We start from the raw sequence: 16,277 nt of genomic DNA, 5'->3' as shown, positions 1-16,277 counted from the left end.
GTCCGCCGGTGATCCGGGTGACGGAACCCGCAGCGTCGGGGTGCGGCGGGGCAGCAGGCAAAGACATCCCAGGTTAGCGGACGAGTCCCGCCCGACCCCGGACGGGGCCCGGGAGCGGCCTGGGAGTCCCCTGACCGGGCGGATGCGGGGGCCCGGCCCCGGGGAGGCGTGCCCCTCCCCCGCCGATTACACTCGGGAGGGTTCGGCAGCGCCAGGAACGGGCCGGACCCCAGGATTTCCCGGACGAGGAGCGCACGTGGCGGCAGACGACGCGGGTTTCAGCACAGAGCTTCGCGGGTACAAGAAGGACGAGGTCGACCAGACCCTCGCCACCCTGCGCCGCGACCTCATCAAGGCGACGAGCGATCGCGCCGAGTCGCTGAAGGAGGTCAAGCGCCTGCAGGCGCTGGCCGACGACCTGCAGGCGGAGCTCGACGAGGTGGGCAGCCCCACCTACGCGGGCCTCGGCACGAAGCTCGAGAGCACGCTGCGGATGGCCGAGGAGCAGTCGACGCGCCTCATCGCCCAGGCCGACATCGACGCCGAGCGGCTGCGCGGCTCGGTGCAGCAGGAGGTCGACGCGTTGCGGGCGGATGCCGCCGAGGCCGCCGAGCGGCTGCTGGGCGACGCGCAGGCGCAGGCCGACCGCATCCTGACGGGCGCCCGCGACGAGGCGGAGGCCATCGTCACGCGCGCCGCGACCGACTCGGAGGCCACGACGCACGAGGCCATGCGGGAGGCGGCCGCCATCCGCGGTGCCGTCGCCACCGAGGTCGCGGAGACGCGTGCCGCGGGCCGCCGCGAGGTCGCTGCGCTGCGCGCCGAGGCGGAGCGCGAGGTCGCCGAGCTGCGGATCGTCGCCCAGCGCGAGGTTGCGGAGGCCCGCGAGGCCGCCGCCGCGCTCGCCCGCGACACCGAGAAGACCCGCACCGAGTTCACCGCGGAGGACGCCCGGCTGCGCGCCGAGCTCGCCCACGACCTCGAGCAGGGCCGCACCGACCTGGAACGCGAGCTCACCGACGGCCGCGAAGCGCTGCGCATCGACACGGAGGCGGCGAACGCCTCCCTCGCCGCCGACACCGAGCGCGCGCGGGCCGAGCTCGCCGCCGCGACCGCCGCCGATCGCGCCGCCCTCGCCGCCGAGACCGCCGCCGCCCGCGCGGCCCTCGACACCGAGACCGCCACCCGCCGGGCAGCGCTCGAGACCGAGATCGCCGACCGACGCGCCGCGCTCGAGGCCGAGACGGCGGCGAAGCTCGCCGAGCTCGAGAACGAGCTCGTGACGACCCGCGGGGCGCTCGCCACCGAGGTGGAGACGACCACGGGCGCCCTCGCCGCCGAGGTCGAGGCGACCAAGGGCGCCCTCGCGAGCGAGCTCGCCACGGCGCGCGCCGAGCTCGAGGCCGAGCTCACGACCGCGCGCGCGGATCTCGCGGCGAAGCTCGCGGCCGCACGCGCCGCCCACGACGCGGAGCTGCAGTCCGAGCGCACCGCGCACGAGGCGGAGCTCGCCGCCGTGCGCGAGGCGCAGGAGACCGAGCTGGCGTCCGCACGCAGCGCGCAGGAGGCGGAGTTGAGCGCCGCCCGCGGGGCGCAGTCGAGCGAGCTCGCCGCCCTGCGCAGCGCGCAGGAGACCGAGCTCACCGGCGCCCGCACGGCGTTCGACACCGAGACCTCGACCGCCCGCACGGCGCTCGAGACCGAGCTGACCCAGTCCCGCGGCGCGCAGGAGACGGCCCTCGCCGCCGCCCGAGCCAACTGGGAGGCCGAGGAGACCGCCGGGCGCGAAGCCTGGGCCGCCGAGCTCCTGGGCGCCCGCGAGGCGCTCCAGGCAGAGCTCGCCGCGAACCGGGCCGAGGCGGAGCAGGAGGTCGGCCAACTGCGCCAGAGCGCCGCATCCGCCGCCGAGAAGCTGCGCACGGATGTGGCCCGCGAGGTCGCCCGCGTGCGCGCCGAGCTCGCCGCCGAGCAGGAGACCACGCGCGCCCGCATCGAGCACGAGAACGCGGAGCAGGCCTCCCGTCTGCTGGCCGAGGCCGAGCAGGCCCGCGCCGATCTCGACGTCGAGCTCGCGGCGCGCCGCGACGAGGCGGAGAAGGACTATCTCGCCATGCAGCAGGAGGCGGCGGCCACCACCCAGAAGTACCTCGACGAGGCGACCGCCCAGCTGCAGGAGGCCGGCACGCGTGCCGCCGAGAAGCGTGCCGAGGTCGACCGGCTCGAGACGACGGGCGTGGCCGAGGCGAAGAAGATCTCCGAGGACGCCCGCGTCGCCGCCGAGGCCACCCGGCGCGACGCCGAGAAGGCGGCCAAGAAGATCGTGAAGGACGCCGACGCCCAGGCCAAGGCGCTCGTCGCGGATGCCGAGGAGCGCCTCGCGCAGCTGCGCGTCGAACGCGAGGCGGTCGCCGGCTACTTCGAGGGCCTGCGCGGGCTCATCGCGGGCGCCGACAAGCTCATGGGTGCCCCCGCCGACTTCCCGGTGCCCGCCGACGAGCCCGTTCCCGCGGCGATCGAGGCGGCATCCGCCGAGATCGAGCCCGAGCTGGAGATCGAGCCGGACCTCGAGGCGGATCTCGCACCCGACGCGGACGCCGAGCACGAGACCGCGGACACTCGGGAGACGGCGCACGCCGCCACGGAGGCCTGACGCTACCCTGTCCCTACACCGCGCAGGGTGCGGGGTGCGGAGGGGTCGGCGATGAAGATCCAGAACGCGTTCCGGCTCGGCCTGTTCGGCGGGCTCGGCGTGCTCGTCGCGGTCGTGCTGGGGGCAGGGATCGGCAACCTCGCGACCATCCTCACCTACGTCGGCGCGGCGCTCTTCCTCGCCCTCGGCGTCGACCCGGCGGTGTCGTTCCTCGAACGGCACAAGGTGCCGAGGCCGCTCGCGATCGTCATCGTGCTCGTGCTGATCCTCGGAGTCTTCGCCGGATTCATCTTCGCGATCATCCCGGTCATCGCCGACCAGGTCGGCACCCTCATCCAGCAGGTGCCGAAGCTCGTCGAGACGATCGCCGACCAGCAGGCCGTGCAGGAGTGGTGGGAGGCGACCATCCCCTGGCTCAAGTACGACGACGTCGTCGCCAACGTGCAGACCTGGTTCACCGACAACCTGCAGAACATCACCTCGGGCGTGCTGAGCACCGTCATCACGGTCGCGAGCGGGCTGTTCGGCGGGCTCATCGTGCTCATCCTGATGCTGTACTTCGTCGCCTCGCTCGGCGGCATCAAGCGGGCCATGTACCAGCTGGTGCCCGCGAGCAAGCGTGCGAAGTTCATCGACATCTCCGAGCAGATCTCGACCTCGGTCGGCCGCTACGTGGTCGGCCAGGTGGCGCTCGGCGCCTGCAACGGCGTGCTGAGCTTCCTGTTCCTGACGGTGCTCGGCTGGGTCCTCGGCGACCCGATCGAGTACGCCGCCCTGCTGGCGTTCATCGCGTTCCTGTTCTCGCTCGTGCCGCTCGTCGGCACCATCACCGGATCGGTCATCATCACGGCGCTCGTGTGGCTGTTCGACGGATGGCCCGCCGTGCTGATCGTGGGCATCTGGTACATCGTCTACATGCAGGTCGAGGCCTACGTGCTGAGCCCCAACATCATGAACCGGGCGGTCAAGGTGCCCGGCGTCGTCGTCGTCATCGCGGCCCTCGCGGGCGGCACGCTGCTCGGCATCCTGGGGGCGCTCGTCGCGATCCCGGTGGCGGCGTCGATCCTCATCATCGTCAAGCAGGTCATCATCCCCCGCCAGAACGAGCTCTGAGTCAGGGAGCCGGCCACTCCGTCGGCAGCGGCAGGGCGTCGGGGTTCACGACGCGCACGATCTCGGTGAGCACGCGCGCGGTCTGCTTCTCCCCCACCCACAGGTGCTTGCCGCCCTCGACCGCCACGACCTCCGCCTCCGGCACCGCCGCGCCGAAACGGGCGATCGCCTCCGGGGGCTGCAGGTAGTCGTCGAGCTCGGGCACGATCGCGACGAGGCGCTTGCCGCTGCCCGCCCAGGCGGCGAGCTCGTCCTCGCTCGTGCGCCGCAGCGGCGGCGACAGCAGGATGGCACCCTCGACCGGGTGCTCGAGCCCCCACTTGAGCGCCACCTCGGTGCCGAACGACCAGCCGACGAGCCACGGCCGCGGCAGGCCGCGCTGGGCGACGAAGGCCATCGCCGCCGCGAGGTCGTGGCGCTCGTCGACCCCGTGGCCGAACGCGCCCTCGCTCGTGCCGCGCGGCGAGGTGACGCCGCGGAAGTTGAAGCGCAGCACGGCCAGCTCGGCGAGCGCCGGCAGCCGGGCGGCGGCCTTGCGGATGATGTGCGAGTCCATGAAGCCGCCGTGCGTCGGCAGCGGGTGCAGGCACACGAGCGTCGCGACGGGATCGGCCGTCTCGGGCAGGGAGAGCTCGCCGACGAGCGTCAGGGCGTCGGCCGTGCGCAGCTCGACGTCCTCGCGGAAGGCGGGCAGCTCGACGCCGCCCGTGATCTCGATGCTCACGTGCGGATCCTCCAGCAGTGGGTGTGCCAGTGCCGCCGCGCGGCCAGGTCGTCGGCCTCGCCGAACAGGCCGTCGGCGCGCCAGGCGACGACGTGGGCGGTGCCGACCGGGATGACGAGCCCGCATCCGGGGCAGGTGTACTCCTTGACGGCCGACGCCGCGCTCTGCGGCTGCACGTTCCAGGCGCCGTCGCGGCGCTGCTCGGTGTGCCGCGCACCGCCCAGGATGCGCTCGAGGTCGAGCGGTTCGGGCTCCGCATCGCGCGGGCGGTGCGGGCGACGCGAACGGGGCATGCCTCGATTCTACGAACTACTCCTCGACGCGCCCGCCGGTGTCGATCTGCTGCAGCCGGGCCTCCTCGAGGTCGAGCAGCGCCTGCGCCCGCCGCAGGATGCGCGAGGGGTAGGCGCCGCGCGAGGTCGCCTCGAGCAGCACGTCGCGCTCGGCGGCGAGCACCTCGCGCCGCAGCAGCCGGTACTGCTGGTGCGGCGAGTCGACGAGGCCGTCGACCTTGTCGGCCTGCTCCGCACGCTCCCACGCCGCCTGGCCGGCCAGCAGGGTGTCCTCCCGCACCCGCTCGACGATCGTGCGATCCACCGGGATCCCCACGATCGTCACCTCGTCGCGGTCGAGCACCTCGAGCGCCGCGCGCGACATCTCGTCGAGCAGCGTCGCGAGCTCGCGGCGGTCGGCCGCCCGGTCGGAACCGCGGATGCCGGTGATCCGGATGAGGTAGGGCAGGGTGCCGCCCTGCACGAGCAGGGTCGTGATGGCGACGGTGAACGCGATGAGCACGAGCTGCTCGTAGTACGGCGTGGACCGCGGCAGCGACTGGGCCGCCGCGAGCGTGACCACCCCGCGCATCCCCGCCCAGCCGAGCACGATGCCGCCGCGCCACCCGAGTCCCTCGGCCCGCAGCTGCGCGAGGTCGTTGCGCCGGCGGTCGATCCGCCGCTCGACGCCCGCCCGTCGTCGTTCGTAGCGGGCGCCCATCCCCGTCATCCCCTGCACCCGCTCGAGGGCGCGCTGCAGCATCGTCTGCTGCTCGTCGATGCGCTGCTCGCGCGCCCGCATGACGAACACGAGCGGCCAGACGAAGGCGTAGCGGATGACGATGAGCATGGCCGTCATGAGCAGGCCCAGCATGACCGCGTGGTCGACCGAGAGGTCGTCGGCGTGCACGTCGGCGATGATCGTGGAGATCTGGGCGCCCATGAGCAGGAAGACGCCGTTCTCGAGCACGAACTGCACGGTGCGCCAGTTGAAGCGTTCGGAGATGCGCGACTGCGCCGTGAACGCGCGCGCGCTCTGATGGCCGCTGTAGAGCCCCGCGACGACGACCGAGATGACGCCCGAGCCGTGCAGCTCCTCCGCGGGGATGAAGGCGATGAACGGCACCGCGAACGAGATCGCGGTGTCGAGCATGGGATTGTCGAGCCGGCGTCGCACGAACACGGCCATGACGCCCACGACGAGTCCGATCCCGATCGCCACGAGCACGGCGTAGAAGAACTGGCCGATCGCGTTCCAGGCCACCACATCAGCCCCGCTCGCGGTCGCCGCGGTCGCCGCGATCGCGGTGCGCAGCAGCACGAGCGCCGTCGCGTCGTTGACGAGCCCCTCCCCCTCGAGGATCGAGACGAGCCGGGCGGGCAGGCCCACGCGCTTCGCGATGGAGGTGGCCGCGACGACGTCGGTGGGCGAGATGACCGCGCCGAGCGCGATCGCCGCCGCGAGGTTGAGGTTCGGCAGGATCATGAACAGCACGAAACCGGTTGCGAGCGCGCTCGCGACCACCAGCACGACCGAGAGCACCGAGATCGCCGCGAAGTCGCGCCGGAAGTCGACGAACGGCACCGTGATGGCGGCCGCGTAGAGCAGCGGCGGCAGCACGCCCAGCAGGATGATGTCGGGCTCCACGTCGATCGGCGGCACCCCGGGGATGAGGCTGTAGCCCACACCGATGACCACGAGGATGAGCGGCGCGGCCACCCCGAGCCGCTGCCCCCACGCCGCGGCGGCGACGATCGCGATGATGCCCCCGATGGCCACCAGCGCGTATTCCATGCTCGATCGTATCGAGCCCGGCGCACCCGGTCAGGGGCGGATCAGTACCAGCCCTTGTTCTGCGAGTGCGTCCACGCGCCGCACGGCGTGCCGTAGCGGCCCGCGACGTAGCCGAGGCCCCAGGTGATCTGGGTGGTGGGGTTGTCGGCCCAGTCGGCGCCCGCGCTCGCCATCTTGCTGCCCGGCAGCGCCTGGGGGATGCCGTAGGCGCCCGACTTCGTGTTGTGCGCGTACACGTTCCAGTGGGATTCCTTGTTCCACAGCGCCACGAGGCAGTCGTACTCGGCCTGGTTCCAGCCGCGCGCCATCACCATGTCGTAGGCGATCGCCTTCGCGGTGCCCGGGTCCGGGGTGCCCGCCGCGGGCGCGACCGCGTGGACCGGCTTCGGCTTGACGACCGAGAAGCCGTCGCGGGCGTGCGTGTCGTCGCCGGCCGTCACCTCCAGGGTCTGACCCTCCTCGTCGGCGATCGCCGCGACATCCCCCGCGGCCGCGAGGGTCGCCGCGGAGGAGAGCCCGGTGGGCTCCACGAGCAGTGCGGCGACGAGCCCGATCGAGGCGAGATAGGCGAACACGCCGAGGATGAACCGCGAGCGGACGGGGGCGCGCGAGAAGGCGCGCACGACCGCGACCGCCTCCTGGGGCGGCTCAAGGGACGTCCCCCGGCGCCGATATCCGCTCACAGTCGCACCAGTGTAGTCACGCTTCCCGGGAGGACCATGGTCGCGGCGACGCCCGTCCGGGGGGTGCGGATGCCGGGGAGGCTCAGCGGACCGCCAGCATGACGCGCGTGACGGTGTCGAGGAGCAGGTCGACCTGGGCCTCCCGATAGCCGCCGCGCTGGGGCCGGAACGCCACCGTGCGCACATCCTCGGGGGTGAGCGCCTCGCCCGACTGGAAGTAGCCGGCGATGCGGTCGGCGAACGCGTCGACGTCGCGGACCGAGTACCCGACGGTGAGGATGCTGACCCGCTGGAACCTCTTGCCGGCGGGTCGCACGCTGCGGTCGAGGATCGCCTGCGCGGTCTCGCGCGCCTGCGCGTACCAGCCCTCCTCGCCCAGCTGGGCGATCTCGCGCTCGCGCTCACGGGCTGCGAAGGCGTCCTCCAGGCGCTCGAGTGCGGCATCCACGTGGGTCGTCGAGTAGCCGCTCTTGCGCATCGAGAAGGCGGTGGTGCGGATGCTGTCCGCGTTGACCAGGGTCGCGTCCGGGTGGTCGGCGGTGTACGCGCGGCGGGCGTCTTCGAGGAACTCCTCGACCTCGTCGATGTCGTATCCGAGACGGCCCTTGCGCGCGCGGGGGAAGGTCATGCTCACTCCGACATGTTACTTCGATCGATTCGGGACCGGTTTCGGGCGCGACCGCGCTCGTGCCCGAAACCGGCACGCGCCGCGGATTATCGCGGCGCCGGAGAACTCAGTGGAAGATGAGGAAGAAGGCGTACGCGACCGCCGCGGACGGCAGGATCGAGTCGAGCCGGTCGAGGAACCCGCCGTGACCCGGCAGCCAGCCCGAGATGTCCTTGATGCCGAGCTCGCGCTTGATGAGCGACTCGATGAGATCGCCCATCGTGCCCACGAGCATGAGGGTGAGGCCCATGATGGTGCCCTCCCACCACGGCTGGCCGAGCATGAGCCAGGCGAGCAGGCTGCCCGCGGTCATCGCCGCGATCGCCGCGCCCGCGAAGCCCTCCCAGGTCTTCCCGGGGCTGATCTTCGGCGCCATCTTGTGCTTGCCGAAGGTGAGCCCCGCCGCGTAGGCCCCCACATCCGTCGTGACGACGATGATGAGCGCCGCGAGCAGCCACCACTGGCCGCCGTTCTCCTTCTCGCCCGCGAGCACGACGTAGAAGCCCGCGAGGAAGGTGATGTAGAGCTGCACGAAGAGCCCCGCGCCGATGTCGAAGAACACGACCCGCGCCGGTCCGCGGTGGCTCGGGCGCACGAGCTCCCCGATGCGCCACAGGGTGATCACGAGCACCGCCCCGATGATCGCGAACCAGAGACCCGGCACGTGCCAGTAGAAGGCGACGGGGACGACGGCGAGGGCGACGACGACGGAGGCGACGCGCGGCACGTCGCGCCCCTGCCCGCGCAGCGCGGTCGAGAGCTCGAAAACCGTGAAGCCGATGAGCACCCCGGCGAACAGCATGAACAGCTCGGTGTAGAACAGCAGGCTCACGAGCAGGGCGCCGCCGAGCACGACGCCGATGCCGATCGCCGCGAGCAGGTTGCGGCCCGTGCGGGCGTTGATCTTCTCCTGGGTCGCGTCGAATTGCTCGCGCGCGAGCTTGACCTGCGCCTCGAACTCGTCCTTCGCATGCAGCGCCTGCGCCTCGATGTCGAGGCGCGTCTGATGGGCCCGCGCCTCGAACTCCTCGCGCGAGGAACGCCTCCGGGGCGCGGCGCCGGCGGGTTCGGAGTCGCGATCGTCGTCCATCAGACCTCGAGCAGCTCGGCTTCCTTGCGCTTGAGGGCCTCGTCGATCGCGTCGACGTGGGACTTCGTGAGGGAGTCGAGCTCCTTCTCGGCCCGGGCGATCTCGTCCTCGCCGACCTCCTTGGTGGCGTCGAGGTCGTCCTTCGCCTTGCGCCGGAGGTTGCGCAGCACGATCTTCGCGTCCTCGCCCTTCGACCGCACGAGCTTCACGTAGTCCTTGCGGCGCTCCTCGGTCAGCTCGGGCATGGTCACGCGGATGATGTTGCCGTCGTTGTTGGGCGTCGCGCCGAGGTGGGAGGCCGCGACGATGGCCTTCTCGATGTCCTTGAGCGCCGCCTTGTCGTACGGCGTGATGATGAGCACCCGGGCCTCGGGGTTCTGCAGGCCGGCGAGCTGCGCGAGCGGCGTCGGCGTGCCGTAGTACTCCACGAGGAGCTTCTGGAACAGCGCGGGGTTCGCCCGCCCGGTCCGCACCGTCGCGAAGTCGTCCTTGGCCACCTCGACGGCCCGGTTCATCTTCTCCTTGGCCTCGGCGAGAACGTCACTGATCACGGGGGTGGCTCCTTCGGTGCTCCGGTCGATACCGGCTCAAGCTTACTGATCGGATGCCGTGACGAAGTCGATGAGCTGCTCGACACGACCCAGCAGACTCGGCTCGAGATCCGTGTAGCCGCGCACCCGGCCGAGGATGCGCTGCCAGGCCGCCGCGATGTCCGCCTGGTCGGCGTGCGGCCAGCCGAGGGCCTCGCAGACCCCGTGCTTCCACTCGACGCCGCGCGGGATGACGGGCCACTCGAGGACACCGAGGCGCTCGGGGCGCACCGCCTGCCACACGTCGATGTAGGGGTGGCCCACGACGAGCACGTGCGGTCCCTGCACCTGCTGCGCGATGCGGGCCTCCTTGGAGCCGGGCACGAGATGGTCGACGAGCACCCCGATGCGGCGCGTGGCATCCGGGCCCACCTCGGCGAGGGCGGCGGGCAGGTGGTCGACGCCGGCGAGGAACTCGACCACGACGCCCTCTGCCCGCAGGTCCGCACCCCACACCTTCTCGACGAGCTCCGCGTCGTGGCGACCCTCGACGTAGATGCGGCTCGCGCGCGCCACCCGGGCGCGCTGGGCCGGGGCGGCGCGCGATCCGGATGCCGTGTAGGCCCGACCCGGGGCCGCAGCCTTCGGCACGGTCAGCACGGCGGCCTCGCCGTCGACGAGGAAGCCGCCGCCCAGCGGGAACCAGCGCACCCGTCCGCCGCGATCCTCGAGGCCCACGTTGCCCTTCTCGACGCCGACGACGGCGCCCACGAAGCCGTCCGGCAGTTCGACGACGAGCCCGCGCTCGGCGGCCAGCTGCGGCACGACCTTGCGGCCGCGGGCGCGCCAGTCGCCCGCGAGGACGTCCTCGCCGTAGCGGTCGTTCATCTCGCCGCTCAGGCAGTCACGAGGGTGCCGATGTGCTCGCCCTCGAGCGCCTTCGTGATGTTGCCCGCGGGCTCCATGCCGAACACGAGCATCGGCATGCCGTTGTCCATGCAGAGGCTGAACGCGGTCGAGTCGACCACCTTGAGGCCCTGCACGAGCGCCTGCTGGTAGCTGATCGTGTCGAGCTTCTTCGCGTTCGGGTTCTTGCGCGGGTCGTCGTCGTAGACGCCGTCGACGCCGTTCTTGGCGACCAGCACGGCATCCGCACCGATCTCGAGGGCGCGCTGGGCGGAGACGGTGTCGGTGGAGAAGTAGGGCAGGCCCGCGCCCGCGCCGAAGATGACGACGCGGCCCTTCTCGAGGTGCCGTTCGGCACGCAGCGGGATGTAGGGCTCGGCCACCTGGGTCATGGCGATCGCGGACTGCACGCGCACCTGGGCGCCCGCCTGCTCGAGGAAGTCCTGCAGGGCGAGCGCGTTCATGACGGTGCCGAGCATGCCCATGTAGTCGGCGCGGCCGCGGTCCATGCCGCGCTGGCTGAGCTCGGCGCCGCGGAAGAAGTTGCCGCCCCCGACGACCACCGCGACCTCGACGCCGTCCGGGTCGTCCTCGTCGCGCGGGGTCGCGGCCGCGATCTCCTTCGCGATGCCGGCGATGACATCCGGGTTGACGCCGAGGGAACCGGCGCCGAACGCCTCACCCGAGAGCTTGAGGAGGACGCGGCGGCGGCGGTTCGGCATGGGGGTCCTTCCGGGGGGATGCGGCGGGTGGGCCGTCAAGAATCGTACCCGGTCCCCACGCCCGACGAGGAGGGGCCCCGGATCGCTCGGATCCGGGGCCCCTCCTCGTGCGGTGCTGCTCAGGCGCCGACCTTGAAGCGGGCGAAGCCCGTCACGGTCAGACCCGCGTCGGCGAGAACCTTGCCGACGGTGAGCTTGTTGTCGCGCGCGTAGTCCTGCTCGAGCAGGGCGACCTGCTTGAAGAAGGCGCCCACGCGGCCCTCGACGATCTTCGGGAGGGCGGCCTCCGGCTTGCCCTCCTCGCGGCTGATCTGCTCGACGATGCGACGCTCGTTGGCGACCTCGGCCTCCGGCACGTCGTCGCGCGAGAGGTAGCTCGGGTCGGCGAACGAGATGTGCTGCGCGATCGAGCGGGCGGTCTCCGCGTCGTCCCCCGTGTAGGAGACCACGACGCCGATCTGCGGCGGGAGGTCCTTCGAGGTGCGGTGCAGGTAGACGGCGAACTTCTCGCCGGCGATGCGGGCCACGCGACGCAGCTCGACCTTCTCGCCGAGGGTCGCGGCCTGGTCCTCGATGAGCGAGCCCACGGTGCCGCCGTCGACGGCCACCGCGAGGGCGGCATCCACGGTCTCGGCGCCCGAGTCGGCGAGCGCGCCCACGATCTTCTCGGCGAGCGCGACGAACTTGTCGTTCTTCGCGACGAAGTCGGTCTCGCAGGCGAGCTCGATGAGCGTCACGGCGGTCGCCGACTCGACGACGGCGACGAGGCCCTCGCTCGTGGAACGGTCGGCACGCTTCGCGTTGCCCTTCGCACCCTTGAGCCGCAGGATCTCGACGGCCTTCTCGATGTCGCCATCCGCCTCGACGAGGGCGTTCTTGGTGTCGACCATGCCGGTGCCGAGGCGCTCGCGCAGGGCCTTCACGTCTTCCAGGCTGAAGTTGGCCATGGATTCGGTTCCTAACTCTTGGTTCGGGATTACTTGGCGGCGGTCTTCTTGGCCGCGGGCTTCTTGGCGGGGGCGGGCTTCTCCTCCGCGACCTCGGCCTTCGCCTCGGTCAGCTCGTCCGACTCGGGCGCGTGCTCGGGGACGAGCGTCGGGTCGGCGGCGGCCTCGTGCTCGGCGACCACGGCATCCGCGTCGTTCTCGGCGACGGGGGTCTCGGCCTCGACGACCTCGGCCACGGCGCCCGCCTCCACGTCACCCTCGACACGGTTGTCGACGGCCTCGATCTGCTCGGCGACCGACTCGGGGTTGCTCGAGGCCTCGAGCAGCTCGCGCTCCCACTCGGCCAGCGGCTCGACCGCGGAGACGTTGCCCGACTCCTCGGTCTTCTGGTGGCGCTGGATGAGGCCCTCGGCCGCGGCGTCGGCGATGATGCGGGTGAGCAGGCCCACCGAGCGGATCGCATCGTCGTTGCCCGGGATCGGGTACTGCAGCTCGTCGGGGTCGGCGTTGGTGTCGAGGATGCCGATCACCGGGATGCCGAGCTTGGTGGCCTCGTTGACCGCGAGGTGCTCGCGCTTCGAGTCGACGACCCAGATCGCGCTCGGGGTCTTGGTGAGGTTGCGGATACCGCCGAGGGTCTTGTGCAGCTTGTCGAGCTCGCGCTTCTTGATGAGGAGCTCCTTCTTGGTGAAGCCCTTCGTCGTGTCGTCGAAGTCGATCTCCTCGAGCTCCTTCATGCGCGCGAGACGCTTGGAGACCGTCTGGAAGTTGGTGAGGAGTCCGCCGAGCCAACGCTGGTTGACGTAGGGCTGGCCGACGCGGGTCGCCTGCTCGGCGATGGCCTCCTGGGCCTGCTTCTTGGTGCCGACGAAGAGGATGGTGCCGCCGTGGGCGACCGTCTCCTTGACGTAGTCGTAGGCGCTGTCGATGTAGGACAGCGACTTCTGCAGGTCGATGATGTGGATGCCGCTGCGCTCGGTGAGGATGAAGCGCTTGACCTTCGGGTTCCAGCGACGGGTCTGGTGTCCGAAGTGCACGCCGCTGTCGAGCAGCTGGCGGATGGTGACGACGGCCATGGCCGTTCTCCTTCTCTCGCGGGCACGGCGCTGCCGTCCCGCTGTTCTCAGTTGTCTGCCGCGGACCTGGTGGCCGCGATCCCTGGTGCCCCGGCGCAGCATCCGCCGCCTCGTGCGAGGCGGACCGAAGGATGTGGGCCGTTGTGCCGTTCTGACGAACGATGGGCACGCGAAGTCACCCGCCGAAACGGGTGCTGGTGCAACTGTACCATCCCCGCCCCCGCCGCTCCGCCCCTCCCCCGCTCGCGGACCGCGGGCTTCTCCCCGGGAGCGGGCCGATCGGCTCGGCGGGATCGCTCGCCGCGGAAGCATGGGCGGATGCGGGTTCCGGTGAGGCGGATGGTGGCGGCGGTCGTCGCCGCGTCGCTGTGGGCGTGGCCCGTCGCCGCACCCCACCCGGTCGTGCGGCCGTACCTCGCGCCGGCCACCCCGTACTCCTCCGGGCACCGCGGCATCGACATCCGCGCCCCCGAGGGCGCCGTCGTGCGCGCGCCCGCCGACGGCGTCGTGCACTTCGCGGGCTGGGTGGTCGATCGGCCGGTGCTGTCGATCGACCACGGGGGCGGCGTGCTCTCGAGCTACGAGCCCGTGAGCACCGAGCTGCGGGAGGGGGATGCCGTGCGCCGCGGGCAGGTGATCGGCACCCTGGTCGCGGGCCACTGCGCCACCGCGTGCCTGCACCTCGGGGCGCGGATCGACGGCGCCTACGTGTCGCCCCTGCTCTTCCTCGGCGGCCAGCCGCGGGCGGTGCTGCTCCCGCTGCCCTGACGGCATCCGCCACCGCCCGTCCCGCAGCTTTCGCAACTCAGGAGATCCGCCCTGTCTGGGGCCGCGACCACGGCCCACGAGGTGCATCTCCTGAGTTGCGGAAACGGGCGGTTTCGCAACTCAGGAGATGCACCGCTTTCGGCGGCGGAAGGCGCGCCGAGGCGGGGTTCTCCTGAGTTGCGGAGGTCGTTCAGGCGCGGGGGTGGGCGAGGCGGTAGCTCTCGCGCAGGCGCTCGGTGGAGACGTGGGTGTAGAGCTGCGTGGTGGCGAGGCTCGCGTGGCCGAGGAGCTCCTGCACGATGCGCAGGTCGGCGCCGCCGTCGAGCAGGTGGGTGGCGGCGGTGTGCCGCAGCGAGTGCGGACCGGACGGGCCGGTGCCGGGCAGCTCGTGCAGCTCGCGGGCGACCAGCTCGTACACGCTGCGGGTGCCGAGCCGGGCGCCGCGGGCACCGAGCAGCAGCGCCGGGCTGGATGCTGCGGTGCGCAGAGCGGGACGCGCGCGGGCGAGGTAGTCCTCGAGCGCCGCCGCCGCGGGGGCGCCGAACGGCACGACGCGCTCCTTGGCGCCCTTGCCGAGCACGCGCAGGGTGCGGGCGGTGCGGTCGACATCGTCGAGGTCGAGCCCGACGAGCTCGCTCACGCGCAACGCGGAGGCGTACAGCAGCTCGATGACGGCGACGTCGCGCACCGCGAGCGGGTCGCCGTCGGCGGCCCGGGCGTGCAGCGACTCGAGGATGCCGTCCATCTGGGCTCGGGTCAGCACACGCGGCAGGCGTCGGCCGGCACGCGGGGTGCGCAGACGCAGTCCGGGATCCGGCTCGACGAGCCCGCGGCGGGCGAGCCACGCCGTGAAGGTGCGGGCGGACGACACCCGGCGGCCGAGGGTGGAGGCGGCGAGGCCCGCCTGGGCGCCGCGCCAGAGCCAGTCGCGCAGCGTCTCGAGGTCGAGGGCCGCGGTGTCGCGCTCGCCGAGCCCCTCCGCGAAGCCGACCAGCTCGGCGAGGTCGTGGCCGTAGCCGCGCACGGTGTGCACCGAGTACCCGCGCTCGAGCCGCAGCTCGGCGAGGTACGCCTCGACGGCGGCGCGCAACTCCATGCGCCCATGCTCGCACGCACCCCCGCGGCGGCCGAGGAGGCGGGCGGGGCGGCCCCTCCGCCGCGGGTTGAGTAGCCCGCACAGCGTCCCACACCTCCGCTGGTTGAGTAGCCCGCGCAGCGGGCGTATCGAAACCCATGCAGACGTGGACCAGTGAGCCCTCACCGAGCGAAGGCGCCCCGTCGAGGGGCGCCTTCGCTGGTTTCGATACACCGCGCTTCGCGCGGCACTCAACCAGCGGGAGGGCCGCGGGCCGCTCCTCCGCGGGCGACGCTCAGCCGGCGGCGGAGCGGAGGTGGTCTTCGAGGTTGAAGGTGGAGCGCTTGTTGGAGAAGGCTTCGCGACGCTCCTCGGGGGTCATCGCGGCGAGGGCGTCGAGGAAGGCGCCCGAGAAACCGGCGATGCGCGGGGCGTCGCCGATGGGGACGATCGAGTGCACGACCTGGTCGTCGTACACGTGCACGAGGTTGAAGGTCTGGCCGCCGTCGAGGCCGGCGAGGCTGCCCGGCTCGGCGCTCGTGTCGATCGTGTAGCAGGTGGCCGCCGCGACCGACACGGGGACGCCCGCGAAGGTGCCGGTGGTCGAGTAGTGCAGGTGGCCGGCGAGGATCGCCCGCACGTCGCTGCCGCGCACGACCTCGGCGAGTTCGGTCTGGTGGTCGAGTTCGAGGATCGCCATGAGCTCGACGGGGGTCGGGATGGGCGGATGGTGCAGCGCCAGCAGCGTGCCGTGCGGCGCGGGGGTGGCGAGCTGCTCGCGCAGCCAGTCGAGCTGGGCGGGCTCGAGGTCGCCGTGGTGGTAGCCGGGAACGGTCGAGTCGAGGGCGATGATCCGCAGCCCGTTCACGTCGTAGACGCGGTCCTGGACGGCCGTCGTCGGCTCCTCCCCCATCAGCAGGGAGGAGAACGGCTCGCGCTCGTCGTGGTTGCCCATGACCCAGATGACGCGCGCCCCCATCCGCTCGGCCGGCGGCTCGACGAGCGCTTTGAGTCGCAGGTAGGCATCCGGCTCGCCGAGGTCGGCGAGGTCGCCCGTGATGACGATCGCCTCCGGGCGCATCCCCGATCGTTCGAGCTGGGCGAAGGCGCGGGCGACCGTGGCGTCGGTGTCGACGACCCCGTACAGGGGCCGCCCTCCCCCGAGCAGATGCGTGTCGCTCACGTGGGCGATCACGTGGATGGGCGGTGCGTGCTGCCCGAGCTGGACCATGCTGCGAGCGTAGCCCGCGCCCCCGTCG

Annotated in this window: 16 protein-coding genes; 3 read left to right on the top strand and 13 right to left on the bottom strand. The window is 72.2% G+C overall.

Translation table 11 applies throughout. The features are described from left to right. Positions 1-256: 256 nt before the first annotated feature. Positions 257-2,650 carry a hypothetical protein gene (locus D7I47_RS10380; RefSeq protein ID WP_120762973.1) on the top strand — a complete coding sequence of 798 codons (2,394 nt, stop codon included), beginning with the start codon at positions 257-259 and terminating at the stop codon, positions 2,648-2,650. Between the two features lie 51 nt (positions 2,651-2,701). After that, positions 2,702-3,763 carry an AI-2E family transporter gene (locus D7I47_RS10375; protein ID WP_120762972.1) on the top strand — a complete coding sequence of 354 codons (1,062 nt, stop codon included), beginning with the start codon at positions 2,702-2,704 and terminating at the stop codon, positions 3,761-3,763. 1 nt (position 3,764) lies between these two features. On the opposite strand, the gene D7I47_RS10370 is transcribed toward D7I47_RS10375, so the two are convergent. The 11 genes from D7I47_RS10370 to rpsB all read right to left on the bottom strand — a co-directional run bounded on the left by D7I47_RS10370 (position 3,765) and on the right by rpsB (position 13,175). Then, positions 3,765-4,487 carry an alpha/beta hydrolase gene (locus D7I47_RS10370; protein ID WP_405083433.1) on the bottom strand — a complete coding sequence of 241 codons (723 nt, stop codon included), beginning with the start codon at positions 4,485-4,487 and terminating at the stop codon, positions 3,765-3,767. Beyond that, a complete protein-coding gene (locus D7I47_RS10365) occupies positions 4,484-4,780 on the bottom strand; it encodes a hypothetical protein (protein ID WP_120762971.1) in 297 nt (98 codons plus the stop codon). Before D7I47_RS10365 ends, D7I47_RS10370 begins: the two co-directional genes overlap by 4 nt. 16 nt (positions 4,781-4,796) lie before the next feature. Then, positions 4,797-6,554, bottom strand: a complete 1,758-nt coding sequence (locus tag D7I47_RS10360; protein WP_120762970.1) for a cation:proton antiporter — start codon at positions 6,552-6,554, stop codon at positions 4,797-4,799. Between the two features lie 41 nt (positions 6,555-6,595). Then, positions 6,596-7,237 (bottom strand): aggregation-promoting factor C-terminal-like domain-containing protein, encoded by a 642-nt coding sequence (locus tag D7I47_RS15230; protein WP_319592661.1) that lies wholly within the window; start codon positions 7,235-7,237, stop codon positions 6,596-6,598. 82 nt (positions 7,238-7,319) lie between these two features. Then, positions 7,320-7,865 carry a DivIVA domain-containing protein gene (locus tag D7I47_RS10350; RefSeq protein ID WP_120763916.1) on the bottom strand — a complete coding sequence of 182 codons (546 nt, stop codon included), beginning with the start codon at positions 7,863-7,865 and terminating at the stop codon, positions 7,320-7,322. 106 nt (positions 7,866-7,971) lie between these two features. Next, positions 7,972-8,994: a phosphatidate cytidylyltransferase gene (locus D7I47_RS10345; protein ID WP_120762969.1), complete on the bottom strand. Its 1,023-nt coding sequence runs from the start codon at positions 8,992-8,994 to the stop codon at positions 7,972-7,974. Next, entirely contained in the window at positions 8,994-9,545 is a 552-nt protein-coding gene (gene frr / locus D7I47_RS10340; RefSeq protein ID WP_120762968.1) for a ribosome recycling factor, read from the bottom strand. The genes D7I47_RS10345 and frr overlap by 1 nt, the downstream gene beginning before the upstream one ends. Before the next feature lie 42 nt (positions 9,546-9,587). After that, positions 9,588-10,412 carry a DUF3097 domain-containing protein gene (locus D7I47_RS10335; RefSeq protein ID WP_120762967.1) on the bottom strand — a complete coding sequence of 275 codons (825 nt, stop codon included), beginning with the start codon at positions 10,410-10,412 and terminating at the stop codon, positions 9,588-9,590. An 8-nt stretch (positions 10,413-10,420) separates the two neighbouring features. After that, positions 10,421-11,152, bottom strand: coding sequence for a UMP kinase (gene pyrH, locus D7I47_RS10330; protein ID WP_120762966.1), 732 nt, complete (start codon positions 11,150-11,152; stop codon positions 10,421-10,423). Positions 11,153-11,271: 119 nt separating this feature from the next. Next, a complete protein-coding gene (tsf, locus tag D7I47_RS10325; protein WP_120762965.1) occupies positions 11,272-12,099 on the bottom strand; it encodes a translation elongation factor Ts in 828 nt (275 codons plus the stop codon). A gap of 29 nt (positions 12,100-12,128) precedes the next feature. Beyond that, a complete protein-coding gene (rpsB, locus tag D7I47_RS10320; protein WP_120762964.1) occupies positions 12,129-13,175 on the bottom strand; it encodes a 30S ribosomal protein S2 in 1,047 nt (348 codons plus the stop codon). Between the two features lie 318 nt (positions 13,176-13,493). Between rpsB and D7I47_RS10315 the strand changes: the two genes are divergently transcribed. Next, positions 13,494-13,943 (top strand): M23 family metallopeptidase, encoded by a 450-nt coding sequence (locus D7I47_RS10315; RefSeq protein ID WP_120762963.1) that lies wholly within the window; start codon positions 13,494-13,496, stop codon positions 13,941-13,943. A gap of 190 nt (positions 13,944-14,133) precedes the next feature. Here D7I47_RS10315 and D7I47_RS10310 read toward each other — a convergent pair whose 3' ends face one another. Both D7I47_RS10310 and D7I47_RS10305 read right to left on the bottom strand, forming a co-directional pair. Beyond that, complete coding sequence (locus D7I47_RS10310; RefSeq protein WP_120762962.1) at positions 14,134-15,039, bottom strand: tyrosine recombinase XerC; 906 nt, start codon at positions 15,037-15,039, stop codon at positions 14,134-14,136. Positions 15,040-15,313: 274 nt separating this feature from the next. Continuing rightward, positions 15,314-16,249, bottom strand: coding sequence for a phosphodiesterase (locus tag D7I47_RS10305; protein ID WP_120762961.1), 936 nt, complete (start codon positions 16,247-16,249; stop codon positions 15,314-15,316). Between the last annotated feature and the right edge of the window lie 28 nt (positions 16,250-16,277).

This window comes from Protaetiibacter intestinalis, from assembly GCF_003627075.1.
Taxonomy (GTDB): Bacteria; Actinomycetota; Actinomycetes; order Actinomycetales; family Microbacteriaceae; genus Homoserinibacter; species Homoserinibacter intestinalis.
The sequence above is the reverse complement of the archived record's forward strand: the minus strand, read 5'-3'. Positions and strand labels throughout refer to the sequence as shown.

Excerpts from the sequence above, each read along its gene's own strand:
- D7I47_RS10335 (WP_120762967.1), bottom strand. The coding sequence starts at position 10,412 with ATGAACGACCGCTACGGCGAGGACGTCCTCGCGGGCGACTGGCGCGCC.
- D7I47_RS10365 (WP_120762971.1), bottom strand. The coding sequence starts at position 4,780 with ATGCCCCGTTCGCGTCGCCCGCACCGCCCGCGCGATGCGGAGCCCGAA.
- rpsB (WP_120762964.1), bottom strand. The coding sequence starts at position 13,175 with ATGGCCGTCGTCACCATCCGCCAGCTGCTCGACAGCGGCGTGCACTTC.
- D7I47_RS10315 (WP_120762963.1), top strand. The coding sequence starts at position 13,494 with ATGCGGGTTCCGGTGAGGCGGATGGTGGCGGCGGTCGTCGCCGCGTCG.
- D7I47_RS10345 (WP_120762969.1), bottom strand. The coding sequence starts at position 8,994 with ATGGACGACGATCGCGACTCCGAACCCGCCGGCGCCGCGCCCCGGAGG.
- D7I47_RS10360 (WP_120762970.1), bottom strand. The coding sequence starts at position 6,554 with ATGGAATACGCGCTGGTGGCCATCGGGGGCATCATCGCGATCGTCGCC.
- tsf (WP_120762965.1), bottom strand. The coding sequence starts at position 12,099 with ATGGCCAACTTCAGCCTGGAAGACGTGAAGGCCCTGCGCGAGCGCCTC.
- D7I47_RS10350 (WP_120763916.1), bottom strand. The coding sequence starts at position 7,865 with ATGACCTTCCCCCGCGCGCGCAAGGGCCGTCTCGGATACGACATCGAC.
- D7I47_RS10375 (WP_120762972.1), top strand. The coding sequence starts at position 2,702 with ATGAAGATCCAGAACGCGTTCCGGCTCGGCCTGTTCGGCGGGCTCGGC.
- pyrH (WP_120762966.1), bottom strand. The coding sequence starts at position 11,152 with ATGCCGAACCGCCGCCGCCGCGTCCTCCTCAAGCTCTCGGGTGAGGCG.
- D7I47_RS10310 (WP_120762962.1), bottom strand. The coding sequence starts at position 15,039 with ATGGAGTTGCGCGCCGCCGTCGAGGCGTACCTCGCCGAGCTGCGGCTC.
- D7I47_RS10305 (WP_120762961.1), bottom strand. The coding sequence starts at position 16,249 with ATGGTCCAGCTCGGGCAGCACGCACCGCCCATCCACGTGATCGCCCAC.